The 26,319-nt window shown below is 57.6% G+C and carries 18 protein-coding genes; 9 read left to right on the top strand and 9 right to left on the bottom strand.

Annotated features, from left to right (window positions below; genetic code table 11):
• Positions 1-8: 8 nt before the first annotated feature.
• Both AB1S50_RS00875 and AB1S50_RS00870 read right to left on the bottom strand, forming a co-directional pair.
• A complete protein-coding gene (locus AB1S50_RS00875; RefSeq protein WP_367148474.1) occupies positions 9-767 on the bottom strand; it encodes a hypothetical protein in 759 nt (252 codons plus the stop codon).
• Positions 768-1,574: 807 nt separating this feature from the next.
• On the bottom strand, positions 1,575-2,027 hold the full coding sequence (locus AB1S50_RS00870) for an SRPBCC family protein (RefSeq protein WP_367148473.1): 453 nt from the start codon (positions 2,025-2,027) through the stop codon (positions 1,575-1,577).
• A 428-nt stretch (positions 2,028-2,455) separates the two neighbouring features.
• Here AB1S50_RS00870 and katG point away from each other — a divergent pair, with 428 nt between their 5' ends.
• Positions 2,456-4,612 (top strand): catalase/peroxidase HPI, encoded by a 2,157-nt coding sequence (gene katG / locus AB1S50_RS00865; RefSeq protein ID WP_367148571.1) that lies wholly within the window; start codon positions 2,456-2,458, stop codon positions 4,610-4,612.
• A gap of 138 nt (positions 4,613-4,750) precedes the next feature.
• Here katG and AB1S50_RS00860 read toward each other — a convergent pair whose 3' ends face one another.
• From AB1S50_RS00860 to AB1S50_RS00845, 4 genes are all read right to left on the bottom strand, one after another.
• On the bottom strand, positions 4,751-5,572 hold the full coding sequence (locus AB1S50_RS00860) for an alpha/beta hydrolase (RefSeq protein ID WP_367148472.1): 822 nt from the start codon (positions 5,570-5,572) through the stop codon (positions 4,751-4,753).
• Between the two features lie 344 nt (positions 5,573-5,916).
• A complete protein-coding gene (locus AB1S50_RS00855) occupies positions 5,917-6,588 on the bottom strand; it encodes a GntR family transcriptional regulator (RefSeq protein ID WP_367148471.1) in 672 nt (223 codons plus the stop codon).
• Positions 6,585-7,691, bottom strand: a complete 1,107-nt coding sequence (locus tag AB1S50_RS00850; RefSeq protein WP_367148470.1) for a hypothetical protein — start codon at positions 7,689-7,691, stop codon at positions 6,585-6,587. The genes AB1S50_RS00855 and AB1S50_RS00850 overlap by 4 nt, the downstream gene beginning before the upstream one ends.
• 52 nt (positions 7,692-7,743) lie before the next feature.
• Positions 7,744-8,184, bottom strand: a complete 441-nt coding sequence (locus tag AB1S50_RS00845) for a VOC family protein (protein ID WP_367148469.1) — start codon at positions 8,182-8,184, stop codon at positions 7,744-7,746.
• A gap of 371 nt (positions 8,185-8,555) precedes the next feature.
• Between AB1S50_RS00845 and AB1S50_RS00840 the strand changes: the two genes are divergently transcribed.
• Together AB1S50_RS00840 and AB1S50_RS00835 are read left to right on the top strand one after the other, a co-directional pair.
• On the top strand, positions 8,556-9,731 hold the full coding sequence (locus AB1S50_RS00840; protein ID WP_367148468.1) for a hypothetical protein: 1,176 nt from the start codon (positions 8,556-8,558) through the stop codon (positions 9,729-9,731).
• Positions 9,732-9,800: 69 nt separating this feature from the next.
• Positions 9,801-10,514 carry an SIMPL domain-containing protein gene (locus AB1S50_RS00835; RefSeq protein ID WP_367148467.1) on the top strand — a complete coding sequence of 238 codons (714 nt, stop codon included), beginning with the start codon at positions 9,801-9,803 and terminating at the stop codon, positions 10,512-10,514.
• 179 nt (positions 10,515-10,693) lie between these two features.
• Here the strand turns inward: AB1S50_RS00835 and AB1S50_RS00830 are convergent, their stop codons facing one another.
• On the bottom strand, positions 10,694-12,040 hold the full coding sequence (locus AB1S50_RS00830; protein WP_367148466.1) for a metal-dependent hydrolase family protein: 1,347 nt from the start codon (positions 12,038-12,040) through the stop codon (positions 10,694-10,696).
• Between the two features lie 104 nt (positions 12,041-12,144).
• Here AB1S50_RS00830 and AB1S50_RS00825 point away from each other — a divergent pair, with 104 nt between their 5' ends.
• Positions 12,145-12,756, top strand: coding sequence for a glutathione S-transferase family protein (locus AB1S50_RS00825; protein WP_367148465.1), 612 nt, complete (start codon positions 12,145-12,147; stop codon positions 12,754-12,756).
• A 184-nt stretch (positions 12,757-12,940) separates the two neighbouring features.
• Here AB1S50_RS00825 and AB1S50_RS00820 read toward each other — a convergent pair whose 3' ends face one another.
• Positions 12,941-15,751: a M16 family metallopeptidase gene (locus AB1S50_RS00820; RefSeq protein WP_367148464.1), complete on the bottom strand. Its 2,811-nt coding sequence runs from the start codon at positions 15,749-15,751 to the stop codon at positions 12,941-12,943.
• A 362-nt stretch (positions 15,752-16,113) separates the two neighbouring features.
• Positions 16,114-17,190, bottom strand: a complete 1,077-nt coding sequence (locus AB1S50_RS00815; RefSeq protein ID WP_367148463.1) for a Glu/Leu/Phe/Val dehydrogenase dimerization domain-containing protein — start codon at positions 17,188-17,190, stop codon at positions 16,114-16,116.
• A gap of 295 nt (positions 17,191-17,485) precedes the next feature.
• On the opposite strand from AB1S50_RS00815, the gene AB1S50_RS00810 reads away from it, so the two are divergent.
• The 5 genes from AB1S50_RS00810 to AB1S50_RS00790 all read left to right on the top strand — a co-directional run bounded on the left by AB1S50_RS00810 (position 17,486) and on the right by AB1S50_RS00790 (position 26,039).
• Positions 17,486-19,486 carry a VacB/RNase II family 3'-5' exoribonuclease gene (locus AB1S50_RS00810; RefSeq protein ID WP_367148462.1) on the top strand — a complete coding sequence of 667 codons (2,001 nt, stop codon included), beginning with the start codon at positions 17,486-17,488 and terminating at the stop codon, positions 19,484-19,486.
• A gap of 66 nt (positions 19,487-19,552) precedes the next feature.
• The gene (locus AB1S50_RS00805) at positions 19,553-21,025 is read left to right on the top strand and encodes an aminoacyl-histidine dipeptidase (protein ID WP_367148461.1); all 1,473 of its coding nucleotides are present in this window, start codon (positions 19,553-19,555) and stop codon (positions 21,023-21,025) included.
• 106 nt (positions 21,026-21,131) lie between these two features.
• Positions 21,132-22,574, top strand: coding sequence for a DUF1254 domain-containing protein (locus AB1S50_RS00800; protein ID WP_367148460.1), 1,443 nt, complete (start codon positions 21,132-21,134; stop codon positions 22,572-22,574).
• Positions 22,575-23,236: 662 nt separating this feature from the next.
• A complete protein-coding gene (locus AB1S50_RS00795) occupies positions 23,237-24,586 on the top strand; it encodes an aspartate aminotransferase family protein (RefSeq protein ID WP_367148459.1) in 1,350 nt (449 codons plus the stop codon).
• Positions 24,587-24,713: 127 nt separating this feature from the next.
• Complete coding sequence (locus AB1S50_RS00790; protein WP_367148458.1) at positions 24,714-26,039, top strand: glutamine synthetase family protein; 1,326 nt, start codon at positions 24,714-24,716, stop codon at positions 26,037-26,039.
• The last annotated feature ends 280 nt before the right edge of the window (positions 26,040-26,319 follow it).

Below are 26,319 nucleotides of genomic sequence, written 5' to 3'. Positions count from 1 at the left end.
GGCAAAAATTACCGGTTATAGTCAAAACCTATATCGAAGGTATTGGCCTCAGACCCTATTAGCTGGATCTGTATTGAAGATCCACTACTATGCCTCGCGTACCACCAAGTTCCTTCTACCGTGAGCCTTTCAAAAAAATTAACCCAATTAGAACCGTTCCAGGTGTTGAATCTTACAAGGACATTTTTATCTACGTCCTGCAGGCAAACGCCTACATTGTATCCGTCCAGGCCGGTTCTTCCCCAGGTGAATGTAATCCATCGGGTGTTCAACCATACGCCATCATTTGGACCGTCATGGTACTGATGGCCTGACTGTAAATCTCCAAATCGGGATTTCCACCAAAGGTCATCACAAGTAACAAGTAACCTGCTTGTATGGCTTGTTAAGATCTGATCGGCAAGCCATCCGGGGGGCATAAAGTCTTCAGTATATAAATCCCTGAGAATGGCTGGTATTTCCTCTTGCGCCATATTTAAACCATTGAAAATATTCAAAGGATTCAGGTTTTCCGTATATAGGGACTCTAAAGATCCATTTCCGATTTTTTCTCCTTGTAATATAATAATATCGTCCACGGTTCCGTGTTTATTTTTGGATGACAAAAATACGTATTGATTACCATTTTCCAGATCAATGGTTGCGATAACTTCATTAGCCTTTATTGCAGAAGATTGGGCATATGCGCTTAAAAAAACAAAAAATAAACTTGATAAAAGTATCCAGTTAAGTCTGCTTATTTTAAAATTATAAATTGATTTATTCATGATTTTTCTCCAATAAAAAATAATTGATTTATTTGATTTGGCATATTTTAAATCTTATAGGCGCCTCATGGATTTATTTATAATTAGTCAATATTTTTTGTGGAAATGATTAGTCTTTTATTTTTGGTGAATCGTTTTATTTTAAAAATTAATTTTTCATGTAATTTTTTTGATAATAAAATTCTAATTCAAATCCTTCGATACAATACCATGTAATTTAAATTGTAAATCATATGCCAGTATTTTTATGTGCCATTTTTAATTCAGGTATTTTTTTATAGATCTATCTCGCGCAATTTTCGGCGCGAAAAATTATTTTTCTGATTAATTCGTTTGATTGAGTGTGGTAGATTTTTACGCTAAGTGGATTTAGCAATATTACTGATTTCTGAAGTTATAGCAGAACGACTCCTCGACGTCCACGAGGGACTGTGTGCAAGAAAATCTAATATTGTCTAGTTTCAAACAGCAGGAATTTAAAACTATATTAGAGTTGGTTGCACTAAATAAAGTATTGATAAATAGAGCATGGTTAATAGAGAGCGTGGGCTGGATTCACTCGCTGGGCTCACACCTGCCAAATTTTACCAGCGGGTGGAAGGTTTTACTGTTGAATTGTCCGCTTGATGGAGATTCTTACAATCCCGGAGACTGCCGTTGCTGCTGGACGCCCCGTTCTAATGTTGTGCCCTGGCGTAGTATCCATATTGAGAAGGTAGATTCTCACAGATCTTGGCTTTATTGCCAGCGATAGTGGGGTGACACTGCCTTATGCAGTTTAACTTCCAATACTGCTGGATAATCTTATCAGACCAGCATGGAACTGATATTTTCCGATAAGCGGGTAAAGGCGAAGCGCCAGGATCGCTCTTGCCATAACCTCGCCTGCTCCCACTCGTCCGTGGATCGCCAGCCGGAATGCAGCAGGTGCACAGTGGTTCCTGACCCGTCGGGAATAAAACAGACGACCACGTGGGTGAGTGGATCGGCGCTATTGGCGAAGCGTTTAAATTGAACCGGGCTGCGCCACTCAAATGCGATCAGTTCATTTTGCTCTATGACCGTAATTTTACAGCCGATGGTGCTGTTATTTTCCCTGCCCTGTGGGTCCCAGAACAATTCATATTTGCCTCCAACCTCCGTTGTGACATCGGCTTCTACCGTAAGCCAGGATTCCAAGTGCTGGTTGTCGGTGAACAATTGGAAGGCCATTTTAGCGTCGCAGGGTAAATCGATAGTGCAGTGAATGATCTTGTCCATTCGCGGTGATCTCCTCGATTCCGGCCGGGTTCGGCCCGGCAGCGTGAATCGGCTGGATTTTTCTTATTGGGTTATCGCTGGCTCCAATTCTGTCGAAAATCCGTGGATTCGCCAAGTCCGGAGAGAGATCAGTGTTTAATAAAAGTGATGTCAGTCTATGTTGGCGCGGAAACCACCTTTTATACGATGGCATACAGGTTTCCCGCCAGCGCTGGATACCCGATAAAGGGCAAGTATGGATTAGAAAAAATATTCAAACATGACAGGGGCGGGGCGGCTGAATCAACCTGTGACGGCCGATGGGAAAAAAGTTTTCTATATTAAGCGCGAGAGTGTCCGCTATTTTTCACCCCAAGGAGTCAGCACCCATGTCCAAGCGCGCTAACTGGCTGTGTGCCAGCCTTTCCATCGTTCTTGTGGGGGCTTTGATGCCAAGTGGCTCGACCGTCGCCCAGGGGCAGCCAAAGCCGAATTCGTTCTGGTGGCCAAATCAGTTGAATTTAACGCCTCTGCGCCAGCATAGCCCCAAATCCAATCCGATGGGTGAGGATTTCGATTATGGTGCGGAGTTCAAGTCGCTGGATCTCGGCGCAGTCAAAAAGGATATAGAAACACTGCTGAAAACCTCCCAGGATTGGTGGCCGGCGGATTTTGGACACTATGGCCCCCTGATGATCCGCATGGCCTGGCACAGTGCGGGTACTTACCGCATCGGGGATGGCCGCGGCGGCGCCGGTGGCGGCCAGCAGCGCTTCGACCCACTCAACAGCTGGCCCGATAATGCCAACCTGGACAAGGCGCGAAGACTTTTGTGGCCCATAAAGCAGAAGTATGGGCGCAAGCTCTCCTGGGCGGACCTGATGATACTGACGGGCAACGTGGCGCTTGAGTCCATGGGTTTCGAAACTTACGGCTTCGCCGGTGGTCGGGAGGACGACTGGGAACCGGATCTGGTGTACTGGGGCCCCGAAATCCAAATGCTGGCGGACAAGCGCTATAAGGCGGGGCGGGAACTGGAAAAGCCACTCGCCGCCGTGCAGATGGGACTGATCTACGTAAACCCGGAGGGGCCGAATGGCAATCCCGATCCGGTGGCCGCCGCCAAGGACATTCGCGATACCTTCGGGCGCATGGCCATGAATGACGAGGAGACAGTAGCCTTGATCGTGGGCGGCCATACCTTTGGCAAAAACCACGGCGCGGTGAAGCCGGACTGTGTCGGACCTGAACCGGCAGCAGCGCCCATCGACCAGCAGGGGCTGGGCTGGAAGAACCGGTGTGGGGAGGGGGATGGCGCCGATACCATTACCAGTGGCCTGGAAGGTGCCTGGACTGTTACGCCCATTCAATGGAGCAATAACTATCTTACCAATCTGTTCACCTACGAGTGGAAAAAAACCAAGAGTCCCGCCGGGGCTGTGCAGTGGATCCCCACTGACCCCCGTGCCGCCAGCCTGGTGCCGGATGCCCACGACCCCAACAAGCGCCATGCACCGGTGATGCTGACTACCGATTTGTCACTGAAAATGGACCCGGAATACCGCAAAATCGCACAGCGGTTTATGAAAAACCCGGACGAACTGAAAACCGCGTTCGCTAAGGCCTGGTACAAGCTCACCCACCGGGATATGGGCCCCAGGGGGCGCTATCTCGGAGCCGAGGTGCCGGAAGAACAGCTGATTTGGCAGGACCCGGTTCCGGCGGTGGACCACCCGCTGATCGACGACGGGGATATATCCCAGCTCAAGTCCGATATCCTGGCCTCCGGCCTGACGGTGCCCCAACTGGTGCGCACCGCCTGGGCATCGGCATCCACTTTCCGCGGGACCGATCTGCGCGGTGGCGCCAATGGCGCGCGTATCAGGCTTGAGCCGCAAAAGGACTGGCCGGTGAATGATCCCGAGGAGCTGGCGCAGGCACTGCAAAAGCTGGAGCAGGTGCAACAGGATTTCAATGGGGCCCAATCCGGAGGCAAGCAGGTGTCCCTGGCCGATGTCATCGTGCTGGGTGGCACAGCGGCGGTGGAGCAGGCGGCCAGTCAAGCGGGGTACGATATTGAGGTGCCCTTTAAGCCGGGCAGGACCGATGCCTCTCAGGCGCAGACGGATGTGCAGGCCTTTGCGGTGCTGGAGCCCAGCGCCGACGGCTTTCGCAATTACTTCGATCCGGACAACAGCCGTTCGCCACCGGATATGTTGGTCGACCGGGCCAGCCTGCTCACCTTGACCGTCCCGGAAATGACGGTTTTGTTGGGGGGCATGCGAGTGCTTGGGGCCAATGCCGACAACTCCAGGCACGGGGTATTCACCGACAGCCCCGGAAGGTTGAGTAACGACTTCTTCGTCAATCTGCTGGACATGTCTACGGAATGGCAGAAATCCTCCGCGGAGGGTGTATACGAAGGCAAAGATCGCAAAACCGGTGAGGTCAAGTGGACAGCGACACCGGTAGACCTGATTTTCGGCTCCAATTCCGAGTTGCGCGCGGTAGCGGAGGTCTATGCCGCGAATGACGGAGGGGAGAAGTTTGTGCAGGACTTTGCCAGTGCCTGGGCCAAGGTGATGAACCTCGATCGCTTTGACTAGGGCCTGTTTACACTAACTGAGATAGCCCTGCTGCTACTGTTTTTGTGGCCTGCAAGGCAGGGCCCCGGGGAAATTACCAATCCGGCAACCTATTGCGTTGCCGGGTTAATAAGCTGCTCGCAGGGCCAGCAGGCTGTCTTATTCTTGATTTTCCCGGTCTGAAAAAAGCTTGTTGAAAGCATCGTACACTGCCAGATGCAGTGTGTCGCCGTGGTTGAGCTGGTCGAAGTAGCCGAAGTGAACTGTTTCGGTGCTGCTTTCCGGGTCCAGTTTTTGATAGAGATTCCTGGCCAGTCGCTCCATCACCTCCCCCTCTTTGCCAACGCCGACGTAAATAGTACCGGCGCCACAGCAGTCCGCTGGTATTGACTGCAATAAGGACTCCCGGTCCCACCAGAGGCTGGGGCTGATAATAATATAGTTGTCGAACAAACTCGTATGTTTGATCAGGATCTCGGTCGCCAATAATCCGCCCAGGGATTGTCCAATCAAGGTGGACTCTCCATTCACCCTGTAATTCTGTTTTATCGCTGGGAGAATTTCTTTTTTGAGCGACGCTATAAATTTGCCTGAACCCCCGGACGTGGGGAACTCTTTCCTGTCTCTGGTATCCTGCGACGCATAGGTAAAATCCCGCTTTCGGTCGACGTTCTCCACACCGACAAGTATGCTTTCCGGGAGCATGTTGATCCAGGAAAAAGCGCCAAATTGCATCAAACCGGCAATGTGCAAAAAGTCCTCCTCCACGGAACCATCCAGAAGATAGATAACCGGATAGGTTTTATCCTGGTTCTTGTGATAGCTGGCTGGAAGGTAAATGTTTAAACGGCGCTCCTCCTTCAAGATTTTGGATGGGAAACGAATGGTCTCCCCGATGGACAGCGGGGAGATCTCAAACTCTTCTGCCTGCGCCAAACCACAGAAAGTTATGAAAACGGCTAAAAGGGCTAATTTCTGCATCAAGATACCATTATTTTGTAATAAGCAATTGGCTGACAGTGCGCTTCTTGTCGCAACGCTGTACAGCGCGCGCGGATAATACCACTGCGGCGGGTGGCCGGCGAAGTCCCTCGAATAGCAAGCGATTCCGAGTAATTGTGCAGTTTTTCAACGGTGCTAATCCAATGGATGGGGAATCATCTGCTGGATTGCCGGGTAAATAAGCGTGGGGCTATAGGATTGTGCACCGACAATGCCAGGGGAGGGGTTAGGGTGTCTCGCGGTGGGTATTTGCCAAAAGCTTCACAGCTTTGTGGTGGTGACAGGGGGATAAAACCGAACTCAGCCCACCATACTCGCCCGGATTACAACAACTCCTCGGCGGAGATGGAACCCAGACCTTCTTCGATATCCTGACGAATGGCGGTGCGCACCCGGCCGGCATCCCCTGCGCCGATGGCTTCGAGCAGGTCCTGATGCCGGTCTGGCAGCTCCTGCATGCCAAAGCGCTGAAATACCAGGTGTTGCAGTGGGGCTGTCTGAAGCCACAGGCTCTCGATCAAAGACAGGATAATATGCGGCTGCCCCAGCCGGTAGAGGGTAAAGTGAAATTCCAGGTTGGCGGTGACATAGGCCTCGATATCCCCCTCTGTCAGTGCCGCGGTGACATCTTCGTCCAGCCGGCGCAGTTGCTGCAATTCCTCGTCCCCTACGAATGGCAGCGCCTGTTCCGCCGCCTGGCATTCGAGAGCCACCCGTGCGGCACAGATCTCGGAGAGTTTGTCCGGGGTCATGGTGGGCACTTTTACCCGGCGGGTATCGGAAACTTCCAGCGCGCGTTCCGAGGTGAGCCGGCGCAGCGCTTCGCGCACCGGCATGGGGCTGCAATTCAGTTCCGCCGCCAGACCCCGGATGGTGATGGCGCAGCCGGGCAGAAACTTACCCCGCAGTATGGCATCGCGCACCTGGAAATAGACCCGCTCCTGGGTGGTGCGGTAGGACTCCTGGGGCAGTTTGAATTCCTGTGCAGCGGTCATGCCGCAGTCCTCCCGCCCAGCTTGTGCAGCAGGTCGTCGGGTCCCACCTGTACCAGGCATTCGGCGATCCGGTCGCTCTGCCACAGATGATAAAAGTCATCGGCCACGCGCTTGCTGGCATCGACCACCTGACGCCAGTATTTCACCCTGTCTTCGTTGCTGAATTTATAAAAGTCGTTGCGATCCGGAATCTTGCCGAAAGGTAATCGAGCTACAAATTCCGGCGATGGTGCCACCAGCAGGGTATTGTTGAGTGCGCCACCCCGGACCCAGCGCCAAGCGAGGCCCTTGTCGAACCAGCCGGGCACCATGGTGGGGAAGAAGTGGGGGTAGAGCACCAGCCCTTCAGGGTGCTGGAACTCCAGGTCGAAGTGATAGTCGGTGATGCCGCCATCGCGATAATTGCCCGGCGGCGCGCCTTCGGGATTGCGCACGCCGGCCATCACCAGTGGGATGGAACCACTGGCCAGCACGGAGGTTTGCACATTGCCGGTGCTGAGCTGAACGTTGACCGTGCGGAGATTGCTAAAATGTACAGACGATTCCGCACCCGCGTGAAACACCGCCCGCTCCCAGAAGGCCGCCAGGGTGCGGCGCGATACCGCATTGGCCAGTGCGGATGTCAGCAGTGCCGGCGCCAGTATGGCCCTGCGTTCACTGGCCAGGGGCCCGCGTCCGCGCACAGCCACAAAATGACTTTGCCAGACGGGGTTCTCCACCACCTGTCGCGCCCCATGGGTGCCCAGCACGCCCTGTATAATCTCCTGGCCTTTGGCAGTTATTTCTTCTGGTGTGGGTTTGTCGGAAGCGTAGGTCTGATTGATATAATCGTGTTCGAGGGTTTCCAGCGCCGACAGCTGGTCGTCCATGGCGTAGCAGAGGCCGCGAAAGCTGCCGATGGAGGATCCCAGGGTGGTGATGGGCTTTTGCCGCCCCCTGAAGAACTCGCCCATCAGCACCCGGTCCAGCTGGCTGATAACCAGCCACTTGGCGCCACCGGAGGCGCCAAGCAGCACCGAGACCTGATCCGGTTGCAGGCCCTCTGCGCGAATCCGCTTTGCCGCGCCGGCTCCCGCCAGCATTACACAGGAAGAATTTTTCACTCAATCACCTGGTGTTCAAATTCACTGAGCCGCCCCCTCTTTAGCCCACTGCCTACCACTCACCGGTATTCTGCATGGAAGCCCAGGGCTCCTGCGGTTCGAGCGGCTCGCCTCTCTGCAGCAGCTCGATAGAAATGCCGTCAGGGGAGCGCACAAAAGCCATATAGCCGTCCCGGGGTGGACGATTGATGGTGACGCCCTGGTCCATCAGCCGCTGGCAGACGGTGTAAATATTATCCACACGGTAGGCCAGATGGCCAAAGTTACGGCCGCCGTCATAGGTTTCGGGATCCCAGTTGTGGGTCAGTTCCAGGCACGGCGCCTTGTGCTCGCGCGCGGCATCCGCGTCTCCCGGTGCGGCCAGAAATACCAGGGTAAAACGCCCCTGGTCGTGGTCCTGGCGGCTGATCTGCTGCAGACCCAGCTTTTCACAGTAAAACTTGAGCGACTCTTCCAGGTCTGCTACCCGGACCATGGTGTGTAAATATTCCACGCTGTTTACTCCTCTGCTTATCCGGTTACAGGTTATCAGCCCGACAGCTAATCTTCATCCGCACTGTACGGCGCCACCGGGCGCGACGGCCGGGTGTTGCCGGGAACACACTATCAACCCGCCAATCCAACACCCGGGTTCGCGGCGCATGTCCGCAAACCCTTCGGACAAATCATGCAGCCACAGGTTCGACTTGCGATCCGCTTATTCCTGTTGAGGACAGCGGCCTGCCAGATGAATGAAGTCCGGCCTATTTATTTTATAACCAGTTTCCCTGCCTGTGCCCGCCGGCGATGTCTGCGTTGGGGCAAACCGGCTACAATCGGCCACAAACTACAAGGGAACCTCTGATTAAGGGGTGTCTGAATCCTATGTATCAGCAATATTTTCGCAGATTTTTGCAGGGTGCCGCCGAGGCGAGTACTGCCCATGCCTATCCGCCTCTGCATATGGCCTGCCACTCGCATCACTACTGGCCGGATGTCACCTTCGAGGCAGTACAGCAGTACTGGCGGGATTCCGCCAGCCTGGCCGACGCCAAGTGGGAACCTATCTTCGCCGACAAGATTCCCGCCTGGCAGACGGCTGTGGCCCACACTTTGGGCCTGCCCAGGCCGGATCACATCGCTTTGGCGCCCAATACCCACGAATTGGTGTTTCGCCTGATCAGCGCTTTTGATCTGACGCGGCCACTGCGGATTCTCACTACCGACGGTGAATTCTATAGTTTCGCCCGCCAGCTTCAGCGTCTGGAGGAGAAGTCGGGGGTAGAGGTAACCCGTATCGATAAGCTGCCCTACGACACTCTGGCGGAGCGCTTTGAAAGGGAGCTGCACCGGGGAGGGTATCACCTGGCGTACGCCAGCCAGGTGTTTTTTGAGTCGGGGGTGGTGTTTCCGCACCTGCTGGATATTGTGGCGCGCAAGCCGGAGGGAACCGAGTTTGTGGTTGACGGCTACCACGCTTATTTTGCGCTGCCGACGGATCTCAGCCGTGTGGCTGACAAGGTTTATTACACCGCCGGTTCCTACAAGTACCAGGGAGCTGGCGAGGGCCTGTGTTTTATGAGCCTGCCCGAGGGCTGTCGGCTGCGGCCCCTGTATACCGGCTGGTTCGCCGATATGGCGGAACTGGAGAACCGCGCAGACCGGGTGGGCTTTGCCGATAACTGGCTGCGTTTTGCCGGTTCCACCATGGATTACTCGACGCTGTACAAGGCGCTGGCGGTTCTGCAGATGTATGAACGCGATGGTGTGACCGTGGCAAAGATTCACCAGTTTGTGCTGGCTGCCCAGCGGCGTTTCCTGCACTCCATGGATGCGGCCCACCACCCACTGTTGAATCGCGACAATCTGGTTTACCACGATCTGGATAGCGGCCACGGCCATTTCTTTACCTTTGATTGCGCCACTCCGGAGCGATCACTGGAACTACAGCGCGAGTTGCAATCCCGCGGTGTTCAGTGTGATCGCCGCAAGCAGATGTTGCGGCTCGGATTCGCCATCTACCACGATGGGGAAGAGGACTTTCAGCAGGTGTTCAGGTAGCATGAGCGACAGTTTCCGCCCCAAAACAAACACTGTGGAAATTTCGAGGACAATGCCATGGAGAATGGAATGAAATTGGTGGCCGGCACCTTGTTGGCCGGCCTGGTGGTGCTCGCAACCGGTTGTGGCAGTCGCGGTGGCGAGGCGGAGGGAACGCTGGTAAATATCTCTGCGCAGGGGGAAGTGAGCAAGGCGCCGGATGTTGCAGAGATCTCCGCCGGCGTGACCACGGAAGGTAAAGACAGCAAGGCGGTGATGCAGGCCAACGCGGAGCAGATGGACAAGCTTATCAAGGCGGTGGAAAAAGCCGGTATCGAGCAGAAGGATGTGCAGACCAGCGGTATCAGTCTGTCGCCCCGCTACGGGCCGGTCACCAGCTCCTCCGGTGTCAAACGGCCGCAGATCACGGGTTACATGGCGCGCAATACGGTGCAGATAAAGGTGCGCAAAATCGAAGACCTGGGTGGGATTCTCGACGTCCTCACCGAGGCCGGAGCCACCAATATCCACGGTCCCAGCTTTTCCATCGGTGAGCCGGAACCACTGATGGCGGAAGCCCGCAAGCAGGCAGTGGAAAAGGCCCGCGCGCGGGCACAGTCTTTTGCCGAGGCTCTGGGTATGAGAGTCGGGCGTATCGTCAGCATATCCGAGGGTGCGGGCAGGGGGATTCCCCTCCCCATGATGCGTGCAGAAATGGCGTCGGCGGATGCCCGGGTACCGATTGCACTGGGCGAGACCAAAGTGACCGTGGATCTGGACTTGGTATTTGAGCTGCGGGACTGAGGGAAAGACGAAGGTCCACCTTGCACCCCCGGGCCGGTAGACAACCCCTTATCGGCTGGATTGTCTCCCTTGAAAACCAGTGCATTGACACTGGGTCAATTGCTTTTCAGGGGCCTGCGCCGGCCCCTGCCCGGTAGCGGCACTTCCCTGTGGCGCACTGTTGACGCAGGCCCGGCAATTTATTCAGTTGCCGGGTTCATGGTGTCGGTGGGCTCCTTGTAGATCTCGCCCCCTTTCATGACAAAGCGCACCTGTTGCAGCTGGTTGATATCCTCCAGCGGATTGCCGGCGACGGCCACAATATCGGCGTGCTTGCCCGCACTGATGCTGCCGAGTTCATCTTCCGCCTGGAGGAGTTGAGCGGCATTCCAGGTGGCGCTGCGAATCGCATCTGCCGGCGTCATTCCCGCGTCCACCATCAGTGCGAACTCGCGGCCGTTATCCCCATGGCGACTGACGCCACTGTCGGTACCAAATGCGATTTTAACGCCGCGCTTGTAGGCGTTGGCAAAGGTTTGCTTGATGCGCGGACCTATGGTGGCGGCCTTGACCCGCACCATGTCCGGGAAGAAACCCTCCAGTTTCGATTTTTCCGTCACCCACTCGCCCGCCAGCAGGGTTGGCACATACCAGGTGTCGTAGCGTCGCATCAACTCCATGGTTTCGCCATCCATATAGGTGCCGTGCTCAATGGAGTCGACGCCGGCGCGGATGGCGCGCTCCATACCTTCCTTGCCATGGGCATGCACCGCCACGGTGAAACCGTAATCTTTGGCCGTGGAGACAATCGCCTCCAGTTCATCCTCCATGAACTGTGGGTTCTGGCCGCTCTTGGCCACGCTTAGCACCCCGCCGGTAGCGGTAATCTTGATCAGGTCGGCGCCGTCTTTGTAGCGCTGCCGCACGGCTTCACGGGCGCTGGCGACGCCATTGACAACCCCGTCAACCGGCCCCGGCTGGCCCATCAGGTCCCGGCGGCGACCGTTGGTGGGATCCGCATGGCCGCCGGTAGTGGCGATGGACTTGCCGGCGGTAAATACCCTGGGGCCATCGATAATCCCGCGCTCAATGGCGTTGCGCAGACTGATGGTGACATTGGCGGTGTCCCCCAGGTCCCGCACGGTGGTAAATCCGGCCTGCAGGGTGCGGTGGGCGGTATCCACGCCGCGCAGGGCGAAATCCGCGGGGTTCCAGGTGAAGGCCTCCATATAGGTGCGTGGGCCGAATTCAGTGGACAGGTGGGTGTGCATATCCATCAGTCCCGGCAGTACCGTGTACTCCCGAAGGTCCACCAGCCTTTCGCTATCGCGCTTGGCGAAACCCTTTTGCACCGATTCGATACGGCCATCGACAATATGGATTGTGCGATTTTTGAGCAGGTTGCCCTTTTCGCTATCGAACAGGCTGCCGGCATAGATGGCGATCCCCTCCGCCACTGCCTGGTTGAAGGTTAAGGCCGCGCACAGTGCCAGTGCGGCGGCGGTCATTCGGCTGCGGAGGTTTCCCCGGTTGGTACTTGTTGTCATTGTGACCCCTTTTGCGTCTGACTTAGAGTCGCTGGTTGTAAATCCGTTGAGTTTTGCGTGCTGCACAATCTACCCCAATGACAGAGCGGAGAGGAAGTCCGAACATGAGAATCTACGAATATACGAAGGCCCCCAATTGCCGGCGGGTGCGGGTGTTCCTGGCTGAGAAAGGCCTGGATATGGAATTTGTGCAGGTGGATATCGCCAGCGGAGAGAACCTCACCCCGGAATACCGGGCGCGGGATGCCAATGCCAAGGTGCCGGTGCTGGAACTGAGTGACGGTACCTGTATCGCCGAGTCAGTCGCGATACAGCGCTACCTGGAGGAGTTGCACCCGGAGCCGGCACTTTTTGGACGCGACCCCCGGGAGCGGGCACTGGTGGAAATGTGGAACCGCCGCGCCGACTTCAACCTGATGTTCAATATCGGTATGAACTTCCAGCACAGCAGCGGCTTTTTCGCCGATCGTATGGAGCTGTTTCCGGAATTCGGCCGCGAATGCGGCCGCAAGGCAATGCAGTTTCTTTCCACACTGGACCAGCATCTGGCCTCCAGCCCTTATCTGGTGGACGAATACTACTCAGTGGCCGATATCAGCATGTTGTGTGCCCTGGATTTTGGCAAAGTGGTCAAAATCCGCCCCGATACCAGCGAGCATCCCAATCTGGTGCGCTGGCATACTGCGGTAAGCCAGCGCCCAAGTGCCCGCGCCTAGCAATCTGTTGAAAAAGTGTTTTTCAGCAGCCTGCTGTCCCGAACAGGCATGTTCGGGCCGCGAATCAAGCATATAACTGCCTGATTTGTCGTGGAGGGTTTGCGGACATGCGCCGCAAACCCGGGTTGAGGAAAGTCGGGGAGGACTTTTTCAACAGGCCCTGGCGGGCGATCCGGTCAATTGGTCATTCGGCGGCCGGCAGTACGGTAACCGGGCCCAGGTCCAGCGCCTCGATTTCCGGCTGGATGCGCGCTAGATCCCCTACGATCACCCAGGTGAACTGCTCCGGAGCCAGGAATTCCCTGGCCGCAGCCTCCACTTCCGGTTTGGTCAGCGCCGCCACGCGCTGGGGATAGTCGGCGATATACTCCGGCGGCAGTCCCTTCTCGTTCTGCCAGGTGATACTGGACAGCAGTTGCCCCTTGGTCTGGAAGGCCCCGCTCTGCTTGAGGATTTCGTCGTCGCGGAAGTCCGCCAGTTCCTGTTCGCTGATGGGTCGGCTGGACAGGAATTCGCGATATTCCTTCAGCAGCTCCTGAATGGCGGGGCCCGTCTTGTCCGTCTGTACCGGCGCGAAGAGCAGGTAAGGCCTTTGGCCCTCCGTATCCAGAGACACGGCTCTGGCACCATAGGACCAGTGCTTGTCCTCGCGCAGGTTCATGTTGACCCGCGAGGTAAATTTGCCGGCGATCACCTTGGCCATGGCGTCAAACGCCTCGGCACCATCCGGTGTCCAGGGCGGCATCACCAGGCCTGCCATGATGTAGGTCTGCTGGGCTCCGGGGCGGTCCAGCAGAAAGACCCTGGTACCCGACGGGCGCTCTACTGCAGGTATGTCGGCGGAGGCCAGCGGAGTTTTGGGGGAGCGCCAGTTGCGGAACACGTCATTCAGCAGGGGTTCGATTTCGTCGCGGGTGACATCGCCGACGATGGTCAGCATGGCATTGTCCGGTCTCAGCCAGGTATTGTGAAACTTCACCAGGTCATCGCGGGTGATGGAGCGCACACCCTCGACGGTTCCGGATCCGGTTAGTGGGGTACCGTAGGGATGATTCTCACCGTATAGGAGCGGCGGCAGTTCGCGCAGGGCCAACCCCTGGGGCTGGGCCTTTTCCTGGGAGATGGCGTCGATGCGGTTGGAAACCACGCGGGTCAGGTCCTGCTCGGGAAACAGCGGTTGGGTGACCACATCGGCGAACAATTCCAGCGACGGCTTCAACTGGGTTTTCAGGGCGCTGAAAGTGATGCTGTTGTAATCGAGTCCGCTGCCGGCACCGATGGTCGCACCCAGTTCCTCCTGGCGGGAGCTGAATTCGAGGCTGTCATATTTGCCGGCACCCTCGCTCAGCATCCTCGCCGCAATGGAGGCCAGTCCCGGCTTGTCGCCGTCGGCAACGGCGCCACTGCGGAATTGGAGGTTCATGAATACGGCCGGGGTGTCGTGCCGCTCCGCCAGTATGACTTTGAGTCCGTTGTCCAGGGTAAAGCTCTGCTGTTGCGGCAGCTCCAGCTCCACCGTTTTGTCTACCGGCGGCAGTTTGGAGCGGTCGGCGCCCTGCTCGCTGGCGGTATATTCTTCTTTGGGCTGGATGATCAAGGTGTAACTGTTTTCAGTCAACCATTGCTCCGCGGCTTGTTGTACCTGCGCCGCGTCGACTTTGGCATAGTCCTCCAGTCCCGCCACCAGCGCACCCGGGTCGCCGTAGTAAAACTCGGAGCGGGCGAGGATATCGGTCTTGCCGCCAAAACCGCCGATTTTCTCCAGTCCCTTCACCAGGCCGGCGAATTCACTTTGCTTGATACGGCGGATCTCTTCGGCGCTGACTCCGCCTTTGACAAATTTCCGCAGCTCCTCTTGCAGCAGAGTTTCGACTTTTTCCAGCGGCTGGCCTGGTTTGACATCCACGGTAATGATGAACTGACCGGCCAACTGGCGGCCATAGTAAAAGGCACTGACACTGGTGGCGACCTTTTCGTCGCGAACCAGGCGGCGGTAGAGCAGGGAATTCTTGCGGTTGGCCAGCAGTGAGGCCATCAGTTCCAGGGCGTTTTCCTCCTCGCCGGCGACCCCGGGTACATTCCACACCCGGTAAATACGTGTCTGGGGTACCTTGTCGTACAGTATTTCACGCTTGCTCACCTGTCCCGGCAGCTGCCAGTTGTTAATCCGCGGCGGGACCGAGGTGCTGGGTATATCGCCGAAATACTCGCGCGCCTTGGCCATGGCCTGGTCCACGGTGATGTCGCCCGCGATAACCAGTATGGCGTTGGCGGGCTGATAGTAATCCGCGAACCACTGTTTCACGTCCTCGAGGCTGGCCCGGTCCAGGTCTTCCATGGAACCTATGGGGGTCCAGGAATAGGGATGGTTTGGGGGGAAGGTACCGCTGGCAATGGTGTCGAATGCTTTGCCGTAGGGTGCGTTCTCACCCTGGCGTTTCTCATTTTTGACCACTCCGCGCTGTTCATCCAATACCTCCTGGGTAATGGCGCCGGCGAAGTGGCCCATACGGTCCGACTCCATCCACAGCGCCATATCCACAGCGCCCTTGGGCACTGTTTCGAAGTAGTTGGTGCGGTCATTGTTGGTGGTGCCGTTCATATCGGTGGCACCGGAGCGCTGGAAGGGCTCAAAAAATTCCCCCGGATAGTTTTCAGAGCCGTTGAACATCAGGTGCTCAAACAGGTGGGCAAACCCGGTTTTGCCCGGCTTCTCATCCTTGGAGCCCACCTTGTACCAGATATTGATGGCGACCACCGGCGCCTTGTGATCCTCGTGCACTATCACCGTAAGCCCGTTGTCCAGGCGTTCCTTGTGAAACGGGATCTCGATCTTGGGCGCTTCCACATAGGCGGCATCGTTGGCGGCCGCCGCCTTGCTGCTCGCCGCGGCCTCGCGATCCACGGTGAGGGCCGGATGCGCATCTTTCTCGACACAGGCACTCAGGGCCAGTGACGACAATAGGAGAAAAAAGAGGGGAGTGCGTAAATCCATTGGTGTTTCCGCCTTTCGTTTGCTGGATCAACCCGGCGCCGGGGCCGCGTACACAACTGGCAGACCGCCGAAGAAGATATTGCCGGCAGCCTGCTGTCCCGGAGAGGAATGTCCGGGGTGCAAATCAAACCTGTAGCAGCTTGACTTGAAGTAAAGGGCTCGTGGAAATGACCGCAAGCCCGAATAGGGAAGAGCCCACGGAAGGTTTTCCCCATAGTCTGACTAGTATATCGCTTCTGGTCCGGCAACTGCCGCGTCAAAAGCCATATGGCGCGGTGGATGTATCACCGGGAGGGAGAGTCTTTAGCTGGTGCCTGAAGGGACGGGCTTTGCGGGCACCGGGAACGGCGCCCGCTCGGCAATCACGCTGCGGCTGAATCAGTTTTTTTTACAGCGTCCTCGTGGCCGAAGCGCTCTTCCGCCACCCGATCCGCCACATGTGCCGTGGTCTGTCCGGTTTCCTCGGCGCGCTGAAAGACCTCCTGCATGGTGACACCGATGGTCTCGATATGTTCCTGCACCCGCCGCGGGTCGTAGCCGGCCTGCTGCTGATAGTAGACATCGATGATACCCCCGGCGTTAATCACATAGTCGGGGGAGTAGAGGATGCCTTTTTCGCGCAACACCTCGGCGTGGCGCTCTTCCGCCAGCTGGTTGTTGGCGGCACCGGCAATGGCACCTGCCCGCAGGCGGGCAATGGTGTCGTCATTCAGAATGGCGCCCATGGCGCAGGGGGCGAAGAGATCAACGTCCAGATCGAAAATCTCCTCTGCATTCACCGCTCTGGCGTCCAATTCATTTACGGCGCGGTCGACATTGTCCTGAAAGATGTCCGTCACATAGAGTTCAGCGCCGGCCTCCCTCAACAGTTTGGCCAGGCGGAAACCCACATTGCCGACACCCTGCACGGACACTTTGAGGCCGTTCAGGTCGGACTTGCCCCAGCGGTGCTCCACTGCGGCTTTCAGGCCCACAAAAACACCGTAGGCGGTGGAAGGGGAGGGGTCGCCACCGTGTTCGGAACCCTCGATCAGGCCGGACACATATTCGGTGTGCTCGCCGATGATGTGCATATCCTCGACACTGGTGCCGGAGTCTTCCGCGGTGATATAGCGGCCGCCCAGGGTGTTGATGAAATCGCCCATGGCCCGCAGCAGCTCCGGTGTTTTCTGCTTCCGCGGATCGCCGATAATCACTGACTTGCCGCCGCCCAGCCTGAGGCCTGCCATGGCGGATTTGTAGGTCATGCCGCGGGACAGCCGCAACACGTCGTTCAGCGCTTCGCCGTCGTCGGCATAGGGCCACATGCGGCAGCCCCCCAACGAGGGTCCCAAATTGGTATTGTGCACCGCAATAATCGCCTTCAGACCGCTGCTGGCGTCCTGGTAGAAGGCCACCTGTTCGTGTTTGTCGTAGGCGGGGTGGGAAAAAATACTCATTTTATGTTCCTCTCTGGAGGCCGATTTCACAGCTGGACGGCAACCACAGCCCTTTCCGTTTTTATCGCACGGCAGATTATATCCTGCAAATGGATCATTGGTTTGCAAATTTTGCACAATGAGACGAAAACTCGGCCGATTTATCACGCATTTTGTCTCATTTTAGGATGGCTGATTGTCGAGGAACAGCGGGTGTCAGCTAGTCATAAAAGTTTCGGGTTCCCTCTCCAGTGCGCTGATCCCGCCGCTTTGGTCTGGTAGAATCCGCGCCCAAACCGATTCTTTGGGACCCACGATGCTCAACGCCGATGCGCTAAAACAATTATCCAAACTGAAAACCGACATCCGCTCCAACAAGGACTTCGTCGACGGCCGCGTGCGCGGCAGCAATGGAAAATTTGGCTTTGTTACCCTCGACGACGGGCGCGAGGCCTTTTTGCCACCCGCGGAAATGGAGCGCGTTTTTCCGGGTGACCGTGTCAGGGCCAGCGTCACCGAAGACGATAAGGGCAGGCTGTCGGCGGAACTGGACCAGCTGCTGGAATCGGAGTTCAAGTTTCTGGTGGGGACCTATGTACAGCGTGGACAGGGTCATTTTATTCAGCCCAGTCACAACAACCTGGACCGTTGGATCTTTCTGCCGCCACGAGCCAGGGGCAAGGCCCGGCCCGGCGAGTACATCGCCTGTGTAGTGAGCCGCCACCCGTTCAAGGACGGCAAGGCCCAGGCCAGGGTGGAGTCCGTGATCGGCCGGCCGGAGACCGCCGGTATCGAGCACGCCCTGGTGGTTGCCCAGCACCGCCTGCCGGAAAAGTTCAGCGATGCCGCACTCAAACAGGTGGGGGAGATACAGGGCAAGCTGGACGCTTTGCTGGCGGAGCGCAAGGACCTGTCGCAGCTGGGCTTCGTCACTATCGATGCCGAAACCACCCGCGACATGGACGATGCTATCGCCGTGTCTCAACGCGACGGTGGGGGCTGGACCCTGCACATTGCCGTGGCCGATCCGTCCAGCCTGATAGAGCCCGGCAGCCCGCTGGACAGGGAGGCTTTCGCCCGCGCACACAGCCAGTATCTGCCCGGCGAGACCCTGCCCATGCTGCCCGCCGATCTGTGTGAAAACACCTTTTCCCTGCTGGCGGGCCAACTGCGCCCGGTGTTGCTACTCCAGATTGAGGTCAGTGAGGACGGCAGCCTGGGTGAGAGCAGTTTCGACTTCGTTGCCATCCGCGCACAGCACAAGCTGAGCTATGACAGCGTGAGCAGCTTTATCGGGGGAGACCAGGAGGCGGTACCGGAGGAAGCGCGGGCCGGCCTGCATGGCCTGGCTCTGCTGAGTGAGGCTCGCAGCGTATTTCGCGCCAGCCATTCGCTTGTCATGGAAGACCGCCCGGACTATGAAATCCACCTCGACGAGCAGCGCAAGATTGCCCGTATCGAGCGCCAGGAGCGCAATGTCGCCCAGCGTATGGTGGAGGAGGCTATGCTGGCGGGAAACATCGCCGTTGGCACCAAGCTGGCAGAAATGCAACAGGGCTGTTTCTCGGTACACCTGGGCTTTCGCGAAGAGCGCATGGGGGAGGTGAAGAGTCTGCTGCGGGAATTGTTGCCGCAGTATGCGGAGCAGGACCTGCACCAGTTGCCGAACTATCTGGCGCTGGTGAAACAACTGGAGGCCAGTGACGCCGCGGAAATGCGCAACCTGCTAGCGGTGCTCAAGCGCATGCTGCGCCCCGGCCAACTGCATAACCAGCCCGGTGTTCACCTGGGACTGGGACTGGCCGCTTACGCTACGGTCACCTCGCCGATCCGCAAGTACAACGACCTGCACAATCACCGAGTATTGCGTGCCGCAGCTGAAGGGGCAGCCGCGAAGACGCTCACCGACGAGGAAATCGATACACTGCAGGAAAACCTCGTCCGCGGCCGCCAGGCCAACCGGGCCCTGGAGCAGTGGCTCTACTGTCAGTTTCTGCAGGATCAGGTGGGTCGCGAGTTCGCCGGCGTCATTACGCTGGTGAACGGTGTCGGGCTCGGTGTGCGCCTGGACGAAAATGGTGTGGATGGTTTTGTGCGCCTGAACGGCAATAAAAAGAAGCTGCCGGAGTTCGATGGCAAACACCTGCTCCTCACCCACGGCGGGCGTAAATATCACCTGGAGCAGCCGGTGAAAGTAAAAATCGCATCGGTGGATGTGGACCGGCGCCGCATAGCGTTGAATCTGGTCAGCGAAGACAGCGCAGCGGCCCAGGCCGCGGGAGAGGAGCCCCTGGCCGAGACCGGCAAGGCTCAGTAACTGCGGGTTTGCGGCGTAGGGCCGCAAACCCCATAGGACAAATCAACCGGCAATAAGAGGCTGTCGATGAGTGCCGTCGCGGAACTGAAACCGAAACCCCTGTGGAAGCACTTCGCCAAACTGTGTGAGATTCCCCGCCCCTCCAAACACGAACACAAGGTGGTGGAATACATTGTCGAATTCGCCAACAGCTGCAACCTGGATGTGCAGCTGGATCGGGTCGGCAACGCCATTCTCAAAAAGCCTGCGACTCCGGGGATGGAGGATCGCAAGGTTCTCGCTATGCAGAGCCATGTGGATATGGTGCCGCAGAAAAATGCCGATACCGACCACGACTTTCTCACCGATCCCATCAGGCCCTATATCGACGGCGATTGGGTTACGGCCGAAGGGACCACCCTCGGCGCCGACAACGGCATAGGCGTGGCTGCCATTCTGGCACTGTTTGAAAGTACCGATATTCCCCACCCACCGCTGGAAGCGCTCCTGACCATCGACGAGGAAGCGGGTATGACCGGCGCCAAGCAGCTGCAACCCGGTTACTTCGATGCGGATCTTCTGCTCAACCTGGATACCGAGGATGAAGGGGAACTCTATGTGGGTTGCGCTGGTGGTGTCGATGTCAACGCCATTCTGTCCCATCGGGCGGAAGCCTTGCCGGCTGGTCACAAGGCATTCAGGCTCAGCGTGCGCGGCTTGCGCGGCGGGCACTCTGGCCTGGACATCGACAAGGGCCGCGGTAATGCCAACAAAATTGCCAATCGGATCATAGACAGGGTCCGGCGCGCATCGGTGGATCTGCGTATCGCCAGCCTGGATGGCGGCAGTCTGCGCAATGCTATCCCGCGGGAATCCTTCACCGTCCTGACAGTGCCGGACAGTGACGAAGCGCGATTGAGAGAAGTATTGGCAGCGGAGACTCAAGTCATCGCCGCTGAGCTGGACAGCGAAACCGGTTTGGAAATCTCCCTCGAAGCAACCTCCGCGCCAGTTAGCGTTATGGACAAGGCCAGCCAGGGAAAACTGATAGAGGCGATCCGCTGCTGCCCCAATGGGGTAGAGCGCATGAGCGATTCCCTGGAAGGTGTCGCTGAAACATCCAACAACCTGGCGCGGGTAGTGATCGAGCAAGAGGCGGGCCGAAATCAGGTGCGTATTCAATGCCTGGTGCGCAGCTTGTCCGACACTGCCCGCGATGACCATGGGCTCAATGTAGCCGCCGCCTTCGAACTGGCCGGCGCACAGGTGGTGCTGGACAATGCCTATCCCGGCTGGACGCCAAATATTCAGTCCCCTCTGCTGGCACTGATGAAGAGGGTCTACAAGGATATGAGTGGCGAGGAACCCGAGGTCAAGGTGATTCACGCGGGGTTGGAGTGCGGTCTGCTGGCCAAACCCTATCCCAACTGGGATATGGTCTCATTTGGCCCCACCATCCGCCGCGCCCATTCACCGGAAGAGCGGGTGCATATCCGCAGTGTGGCCAATTTCTGGGATTATCTTGTGCGCGTGGTGCAGGCAGTCCCGTCCCGCGCCTGATTACGGTTTCCCGGCGCGGGGCCGGCGGCGGCAGTGTCTATACTCCTCAGTTGTAGACGGAGGCACCATTTGGCCGGGACCGGCACCCGTAAAAGGAATTACCCCCATGACTGCGCGCAACGGCTGCACTAATTCACGTCAAGGGTTTGTCCCCCCCTGGGTGGCAGCACTTGTTTCCCTGTTGCTCACCCTGTTTGTGTGTCCGCCGCTGGTGGCGCAAAAGGTGGACCGGGATGAACTGGTCAACATAGCGGTGGAAGCCTACCTCTACGCTTACCCTGCGGTTCTTATGGAGATTACCCGGCAGCTGGGGACAAACTGCGAGTCGCCCGTTGTCGAAAAACTGTGCGCGCCGATGAACCAATTCGTTCACGCCGCCACATTTCCGGATGCGACTTTCACCGATGTGGTGCGTCCCAATGCCGATACCCTCTACTCCAGCCTTTGGTTTGACGTCGCTGAGGAGCCGCTGGTTATCCAAGTGCCGGATTCCGGGGGTCGCTACTATTTGCTGCCCATGCTGGACCTGTGGACCGACGTGTTCGCTTCGCCCGGCAAGCGCACCACAGGTACCGCCGCGCAGACTTTTGCCATAGTCGGCCCCAGCTGGGACGGGGAGCTTCCGCAGGACATGGGGATGATCCGGTCACCGACTGCGGTGGGCTGGATGATTGGCCGGACACAGACCAATGGCCCGGCGGATTTCGCCAGCGTCAACAGGTTTCAAGCCGGCCTGAAGGCCGTTCCTCTTTCCTCATGGGGCAGGGCCTACACTCCGCCCAAGGGTGAGGTGAATGCGGGGATATCGGCGACACCACCGGTCGATCAGGTGGCAGAGATGGATGCGGCTGCGTTTTTCACCCGGTTTGCGCAGCTGACCAAACACAATCCCCCCCACGCCAACGATTATCCGGTGCTGGCAAGAATGAAGCGGATAGGCCTGGAAGCCGGTGTGCCCTTTGACTTCGACAAGGCATCGCCGCAGCTGCAACAGGCGCTCCGAAAAGCGGTGCCCATGGCACAAAAGTGGATCGCCGCAGGCATTACCACTGCGGCCAACCAGGTCAATAACTGGTCGATGGTGATGCCACCCATCGGCACCTACGGTACCGCCTATCTGCGGCGGGCGGAAATTGCCTACGCCGGGCTGGGGGCCAACGTGGTCCGGGATGCTATTTATCCCTTCGCGGCCATGGATGCCGATGGCCAGCCATTCGATTCCAGCAAAAAATATGTGCTGCACTTCCGTAAGGATCAGATCCCTCCGGTGCGGGCATTCTGGTCGCTGACCATGTATAACGACAAGCAGTTCTTTGCCGATAACCCCCTGAACCGCTATGCGCTCGGTGACAGAGACGAGCTGAAGTACGGTGCGGATGGTTCGCTCACGCTGTACATACAGCGCGACTCCCCCGGTAAGGACAGGGAAAGTAATTGGCTCCCGGCGCCCGAGTCCGGCGACTTCAGTATGAACCTGCGCCTTTACTGGCCGGAAATCGACGCGCTCAGCGGTTCCTGGAAACCACCGAAAGTAAAGCCGGTGGAGTAACCATCGGAACTGGGCGCATAAGACCCGCCAACCGCTGGAGCAGTCTGTTCACCGGTTCGGCTTGTTATTGTTAGCGCCCTTTCCACCTGCAAGACACTGTGCGGTGCGGCTATCAGTGCCTCTTGTGATGGCGATTCGAACTTGCCACACCTGCTCCTGTAGGTCCTCTTCGTCGGGCAGTTTGCCGCCAACCAGAGCAATTGGCGGCTGGCCTGAACCTTCCAGGCAAGATGGTCACGGTACTTCCCTCAACGAGCGGCCAGTTTCCTCTTTTTGCGACTGACAGGTCCGTGACTGCTTGGTCAAAATTATCGGGCCCGGGAATGGATGAGGCCTCCCAATCGCCGGCGTCACAATTTTTATTCTGGTATCCGCCCGGCGGCGGCACATTCCGTACCGCACTGACCCGGCAACTTGTCCAGTTGCGGGGTTAATAGTGCCGGCTGTAGCGGCGATGCGGGGCTATGGGTGAGGAGGGGCGCCGACGTTAGAGTTGCAACAGGGCTAACTCAATTGTGTGAACAGGCCCTGGTAGTTTTTTAGATCTTGCGCTCCCGCCAAGGCTCGCTCTAAAATGTGATCACAAATTGGAGCGCAGATGCCGCGAGACACCATTGCGGCCGGATTCTGCCCCGCTAGAACAACTGACCGGAGTGAGCGCTATGAACAAGAGCCAGCTGCAACAGCGGGATCGGGAGCACTTCCTGCACCCTTTCACCGATTTCCATGACCTTGGCAAGCAAGGCACCCGGGTAATCACCCATGCGGAGGGTGCCTATATCATCGATATAGACGGCCACCGCATGCTCGACGGCATGTCCGGCCTTTGGTGTTGCAATCTGGGTTACAGCCGCAATGAGATTGCCGACGCCATTTATGAGCAGTTGAAAACCCTGCCGTTTTACAACAGCTTCTTCCAGTGCACTACAGTGCCTTCCATTGAACTGGCCAATGCGCTGGCGGAAGTCGCTCCCGGCGACATGAATAATGTGTTTTTTACCGGTTCAGGCTCCGAGGCCAACGACACCAACCTGCGCCTGATCCGTCGCTACTGGGATCTGCAACAGCAGCCCGACAAACGCATCATTATCTCGCGCAAGAACGCCTATCACGGATCCACTATTGGGGGTGCCAGCCTGGGTGGTATGAGCGGTATGCACAAGCAGTTCCAGGCCCTGGACTATATCGAGCATATCCAGCAACCCTACTGGTTCGGTGAAGGCGGCGAAATGTCTCCGGAGGAGTTCGGTGTCTACGCAGCGCGCTGCCTCGATGAGAAAATCCAGCAACTTGGCCCGGACAAGGTGGCGGCGTTCATCGCCGAGCCGATTCAGGGTGCCGGTGGTGTGATTATTCCGCCGCAAACCTACTGGCCGGAAGTGAAGAAGGTGCTGGATCAGTACGACATACTGCTGGTGATGGATGAGGTGATTTTTGGCTTCGGTCGCACCGGGGAGTGGTTTGGTGCCGACTACTACGGCATGCAGCCGGACCTGATGACTTTCGCCAAGGCGGTGACCAACGGCTACTTCCCGCTGGGCGGTACCATGGTGAGCGACCGATTGGCGGATGTGATCAAAGGCAAAGGGGGTGAATTCACCCACGGATACACCTACTCGGCCCACCCGGCGGCCTGTATGGCGGGGCTGGCAACTATCAATATCCTGCGCAGCGAGAACATTATTGAAAATGTGCGGGACAATACCGGACCCTACCTGGCCAAGCGTTGGGCCGAACTGGCGGACCACCCCATAGTGGGCGAGGCGCGCTCCCTGGGTATGGTGGGAGCGCTGGAGCTGGTCAGGGACAAAGGCAGTCGCGCGCGGTTTGACGACGACTGTACAGCCGGCGGTGTCTGTCGCGATATGAGCATCAAAAATGGTCTGGTAATGCGCGCCACCGGCGATACGATGATTATTGCGCCACCGCTGATCATCACCAACCAACAGGTGGATGAGCTGGTGGAAAAGGCGCGCCGCGCACTGGATGATACCGCCGAAGCTCTGGCGTAAACTGTGGTTAAAACGGGCACCCGGGTGCCCGTTAACCATTTTCCGAACCTTGCTTTCCAGGCTTAATATGTCGTCAAAAGAAGAGTTTTCCCCTTCCCAAGAATTGCTTGGCACGTCGCAGAAATTTTTGCATGAACACCCTGACCTCAAGCGGATTGAGGGATTCATGTTCGATATCAACGGTATTCCCCGGGGTAAGTGGCTGCCGGCCGAGGCGGCCGGCAAACTGCTCAAAGGGAGCCTGCAGATGCCCCGCAGCGCCGCGAGCCTGGACGTCTGGGGGCGGGATGTGGAAAACAGTCCGCTGGTCTTTGCCAGTGGCGATAGCGATGGCATCTGTGTCCCCGTATCGCCCATCGCTGCGGCCCCCTGGCATCGGGAGCAGACCGCACAGTTGCATATGCAGTTGCACGAGGCGGATGGCTGCCCTCTCTATGCCGACCCACGCACCCAGCTGCAGCGGGTGGTTGCGCGCCTGGCGGAGCTGGGGCTGGTTGCCACCGTGGCCACCGAGCTGGAATTCTACCTGCTCAGAGAGGAGGTGGATGCGCTGGGGCGGCCGGAGCCGGTCAGCGACAACTGCGCTGAGCTGGTCCCCTCTACGGATGTCTACAGCCTGTCGGAACTGGAAGCCCGACAGAGTTTTTTCACCGATGTCCGCGCAGCCTGTGAACAGCAGGGTATTCCCGCCGACTCGGTGCTTTCCGAGTGTGCGCCGGGGCAGTTCGAAATAAATCTGTTGCACAGCGCCGACCCGGTACAGGTCGCCGATCAGACACTGCTGTTCAAGCGCTTGCTCAAGGGCGTCGCGCGCCGCCACGGCTTGCGGGTGACCACCATGGCCAAGCCCTTTGGCGACCGCGCCGGCAACGGTATGCACGTACATATGAGTCTGGTGGACGCTTCCGGTCGCAATGTGTTCGACGACGGCACCGAGCTGGGGTCCGACTACCTGCGCCATGCAGTGGCTGGTATGCTGGCCACCGCCAATGACGCTATGGCGCTTTTTGCGCCACACGCCAATTCCTACCGGCGTTTTCAGGAAAGCTCCCACGCGCCGCTGAATTTGTGCTGGGGCTATGACAACCGCACCACCACACTGCGGGTGCCCGCCAGCGAACCGGCGGCCCGCCGTATCGAGCACCGTATCGCCGGTGCGGACGCCAATCCCTACCTGGTGCTGGCGGCCATTCTGGCCGGCGTCTGCCAGGGTTTGGAAAACCGCCTGGAGGCGCCGGCGCCGGTGGAGGGGGATGCCTATCAGGTGGAGAGCGAACAGCTGATCAACAGCTGGAGTGCCGCCCTTCAGCGTTTCGAGCGCAGTGCCCTGTGGCAAAAAGCTCTGGATCCGCGTTTTGTCGAATTGTTTCTGTTGCTCAAGCGGCAGGAATTGGCGGAAATCGGTGCGCGGGTTACGGATATCGAATATCAGAGCTATCTGTACCGGGTATGAGCCTGGGGTGTAGCTGCCGGCACCGGCTTCCTTGTTTGGCAGGGTTGCAGACGGCCGCTGTCACGCAATAGACCCGCAATTTGAATTGATCAGGTCGGGGCCCCTTGGGGGTGGCGATAATTTGCTATACCTATAGGTGAGCGTTTAACGCTTAAACTCTCCTCCTGAAAGTGTGTTCGAGAAACCTGGCCCGCCAATGGCGGGCATTTTTTTTCCTATAATTACCTTGACGGTTTTTTTTCCCTCGAGGCATTGTCTTTTGGGTAACTCTTGTCGTACG

It is taken from the genome of Microbulbifer discodermiae, from assembly GCF_040742695.1.
In the GTDB taxonomy this organism is placed as follows: Bacteria; Pseudomonadota; Gammaproteobacteria; order Pseudomonadales; family Cellvibrionaceae; genus Microbulbifer.
This window is presented reverse-complemented; position numbering and strand designations above follow the sequence as displayed.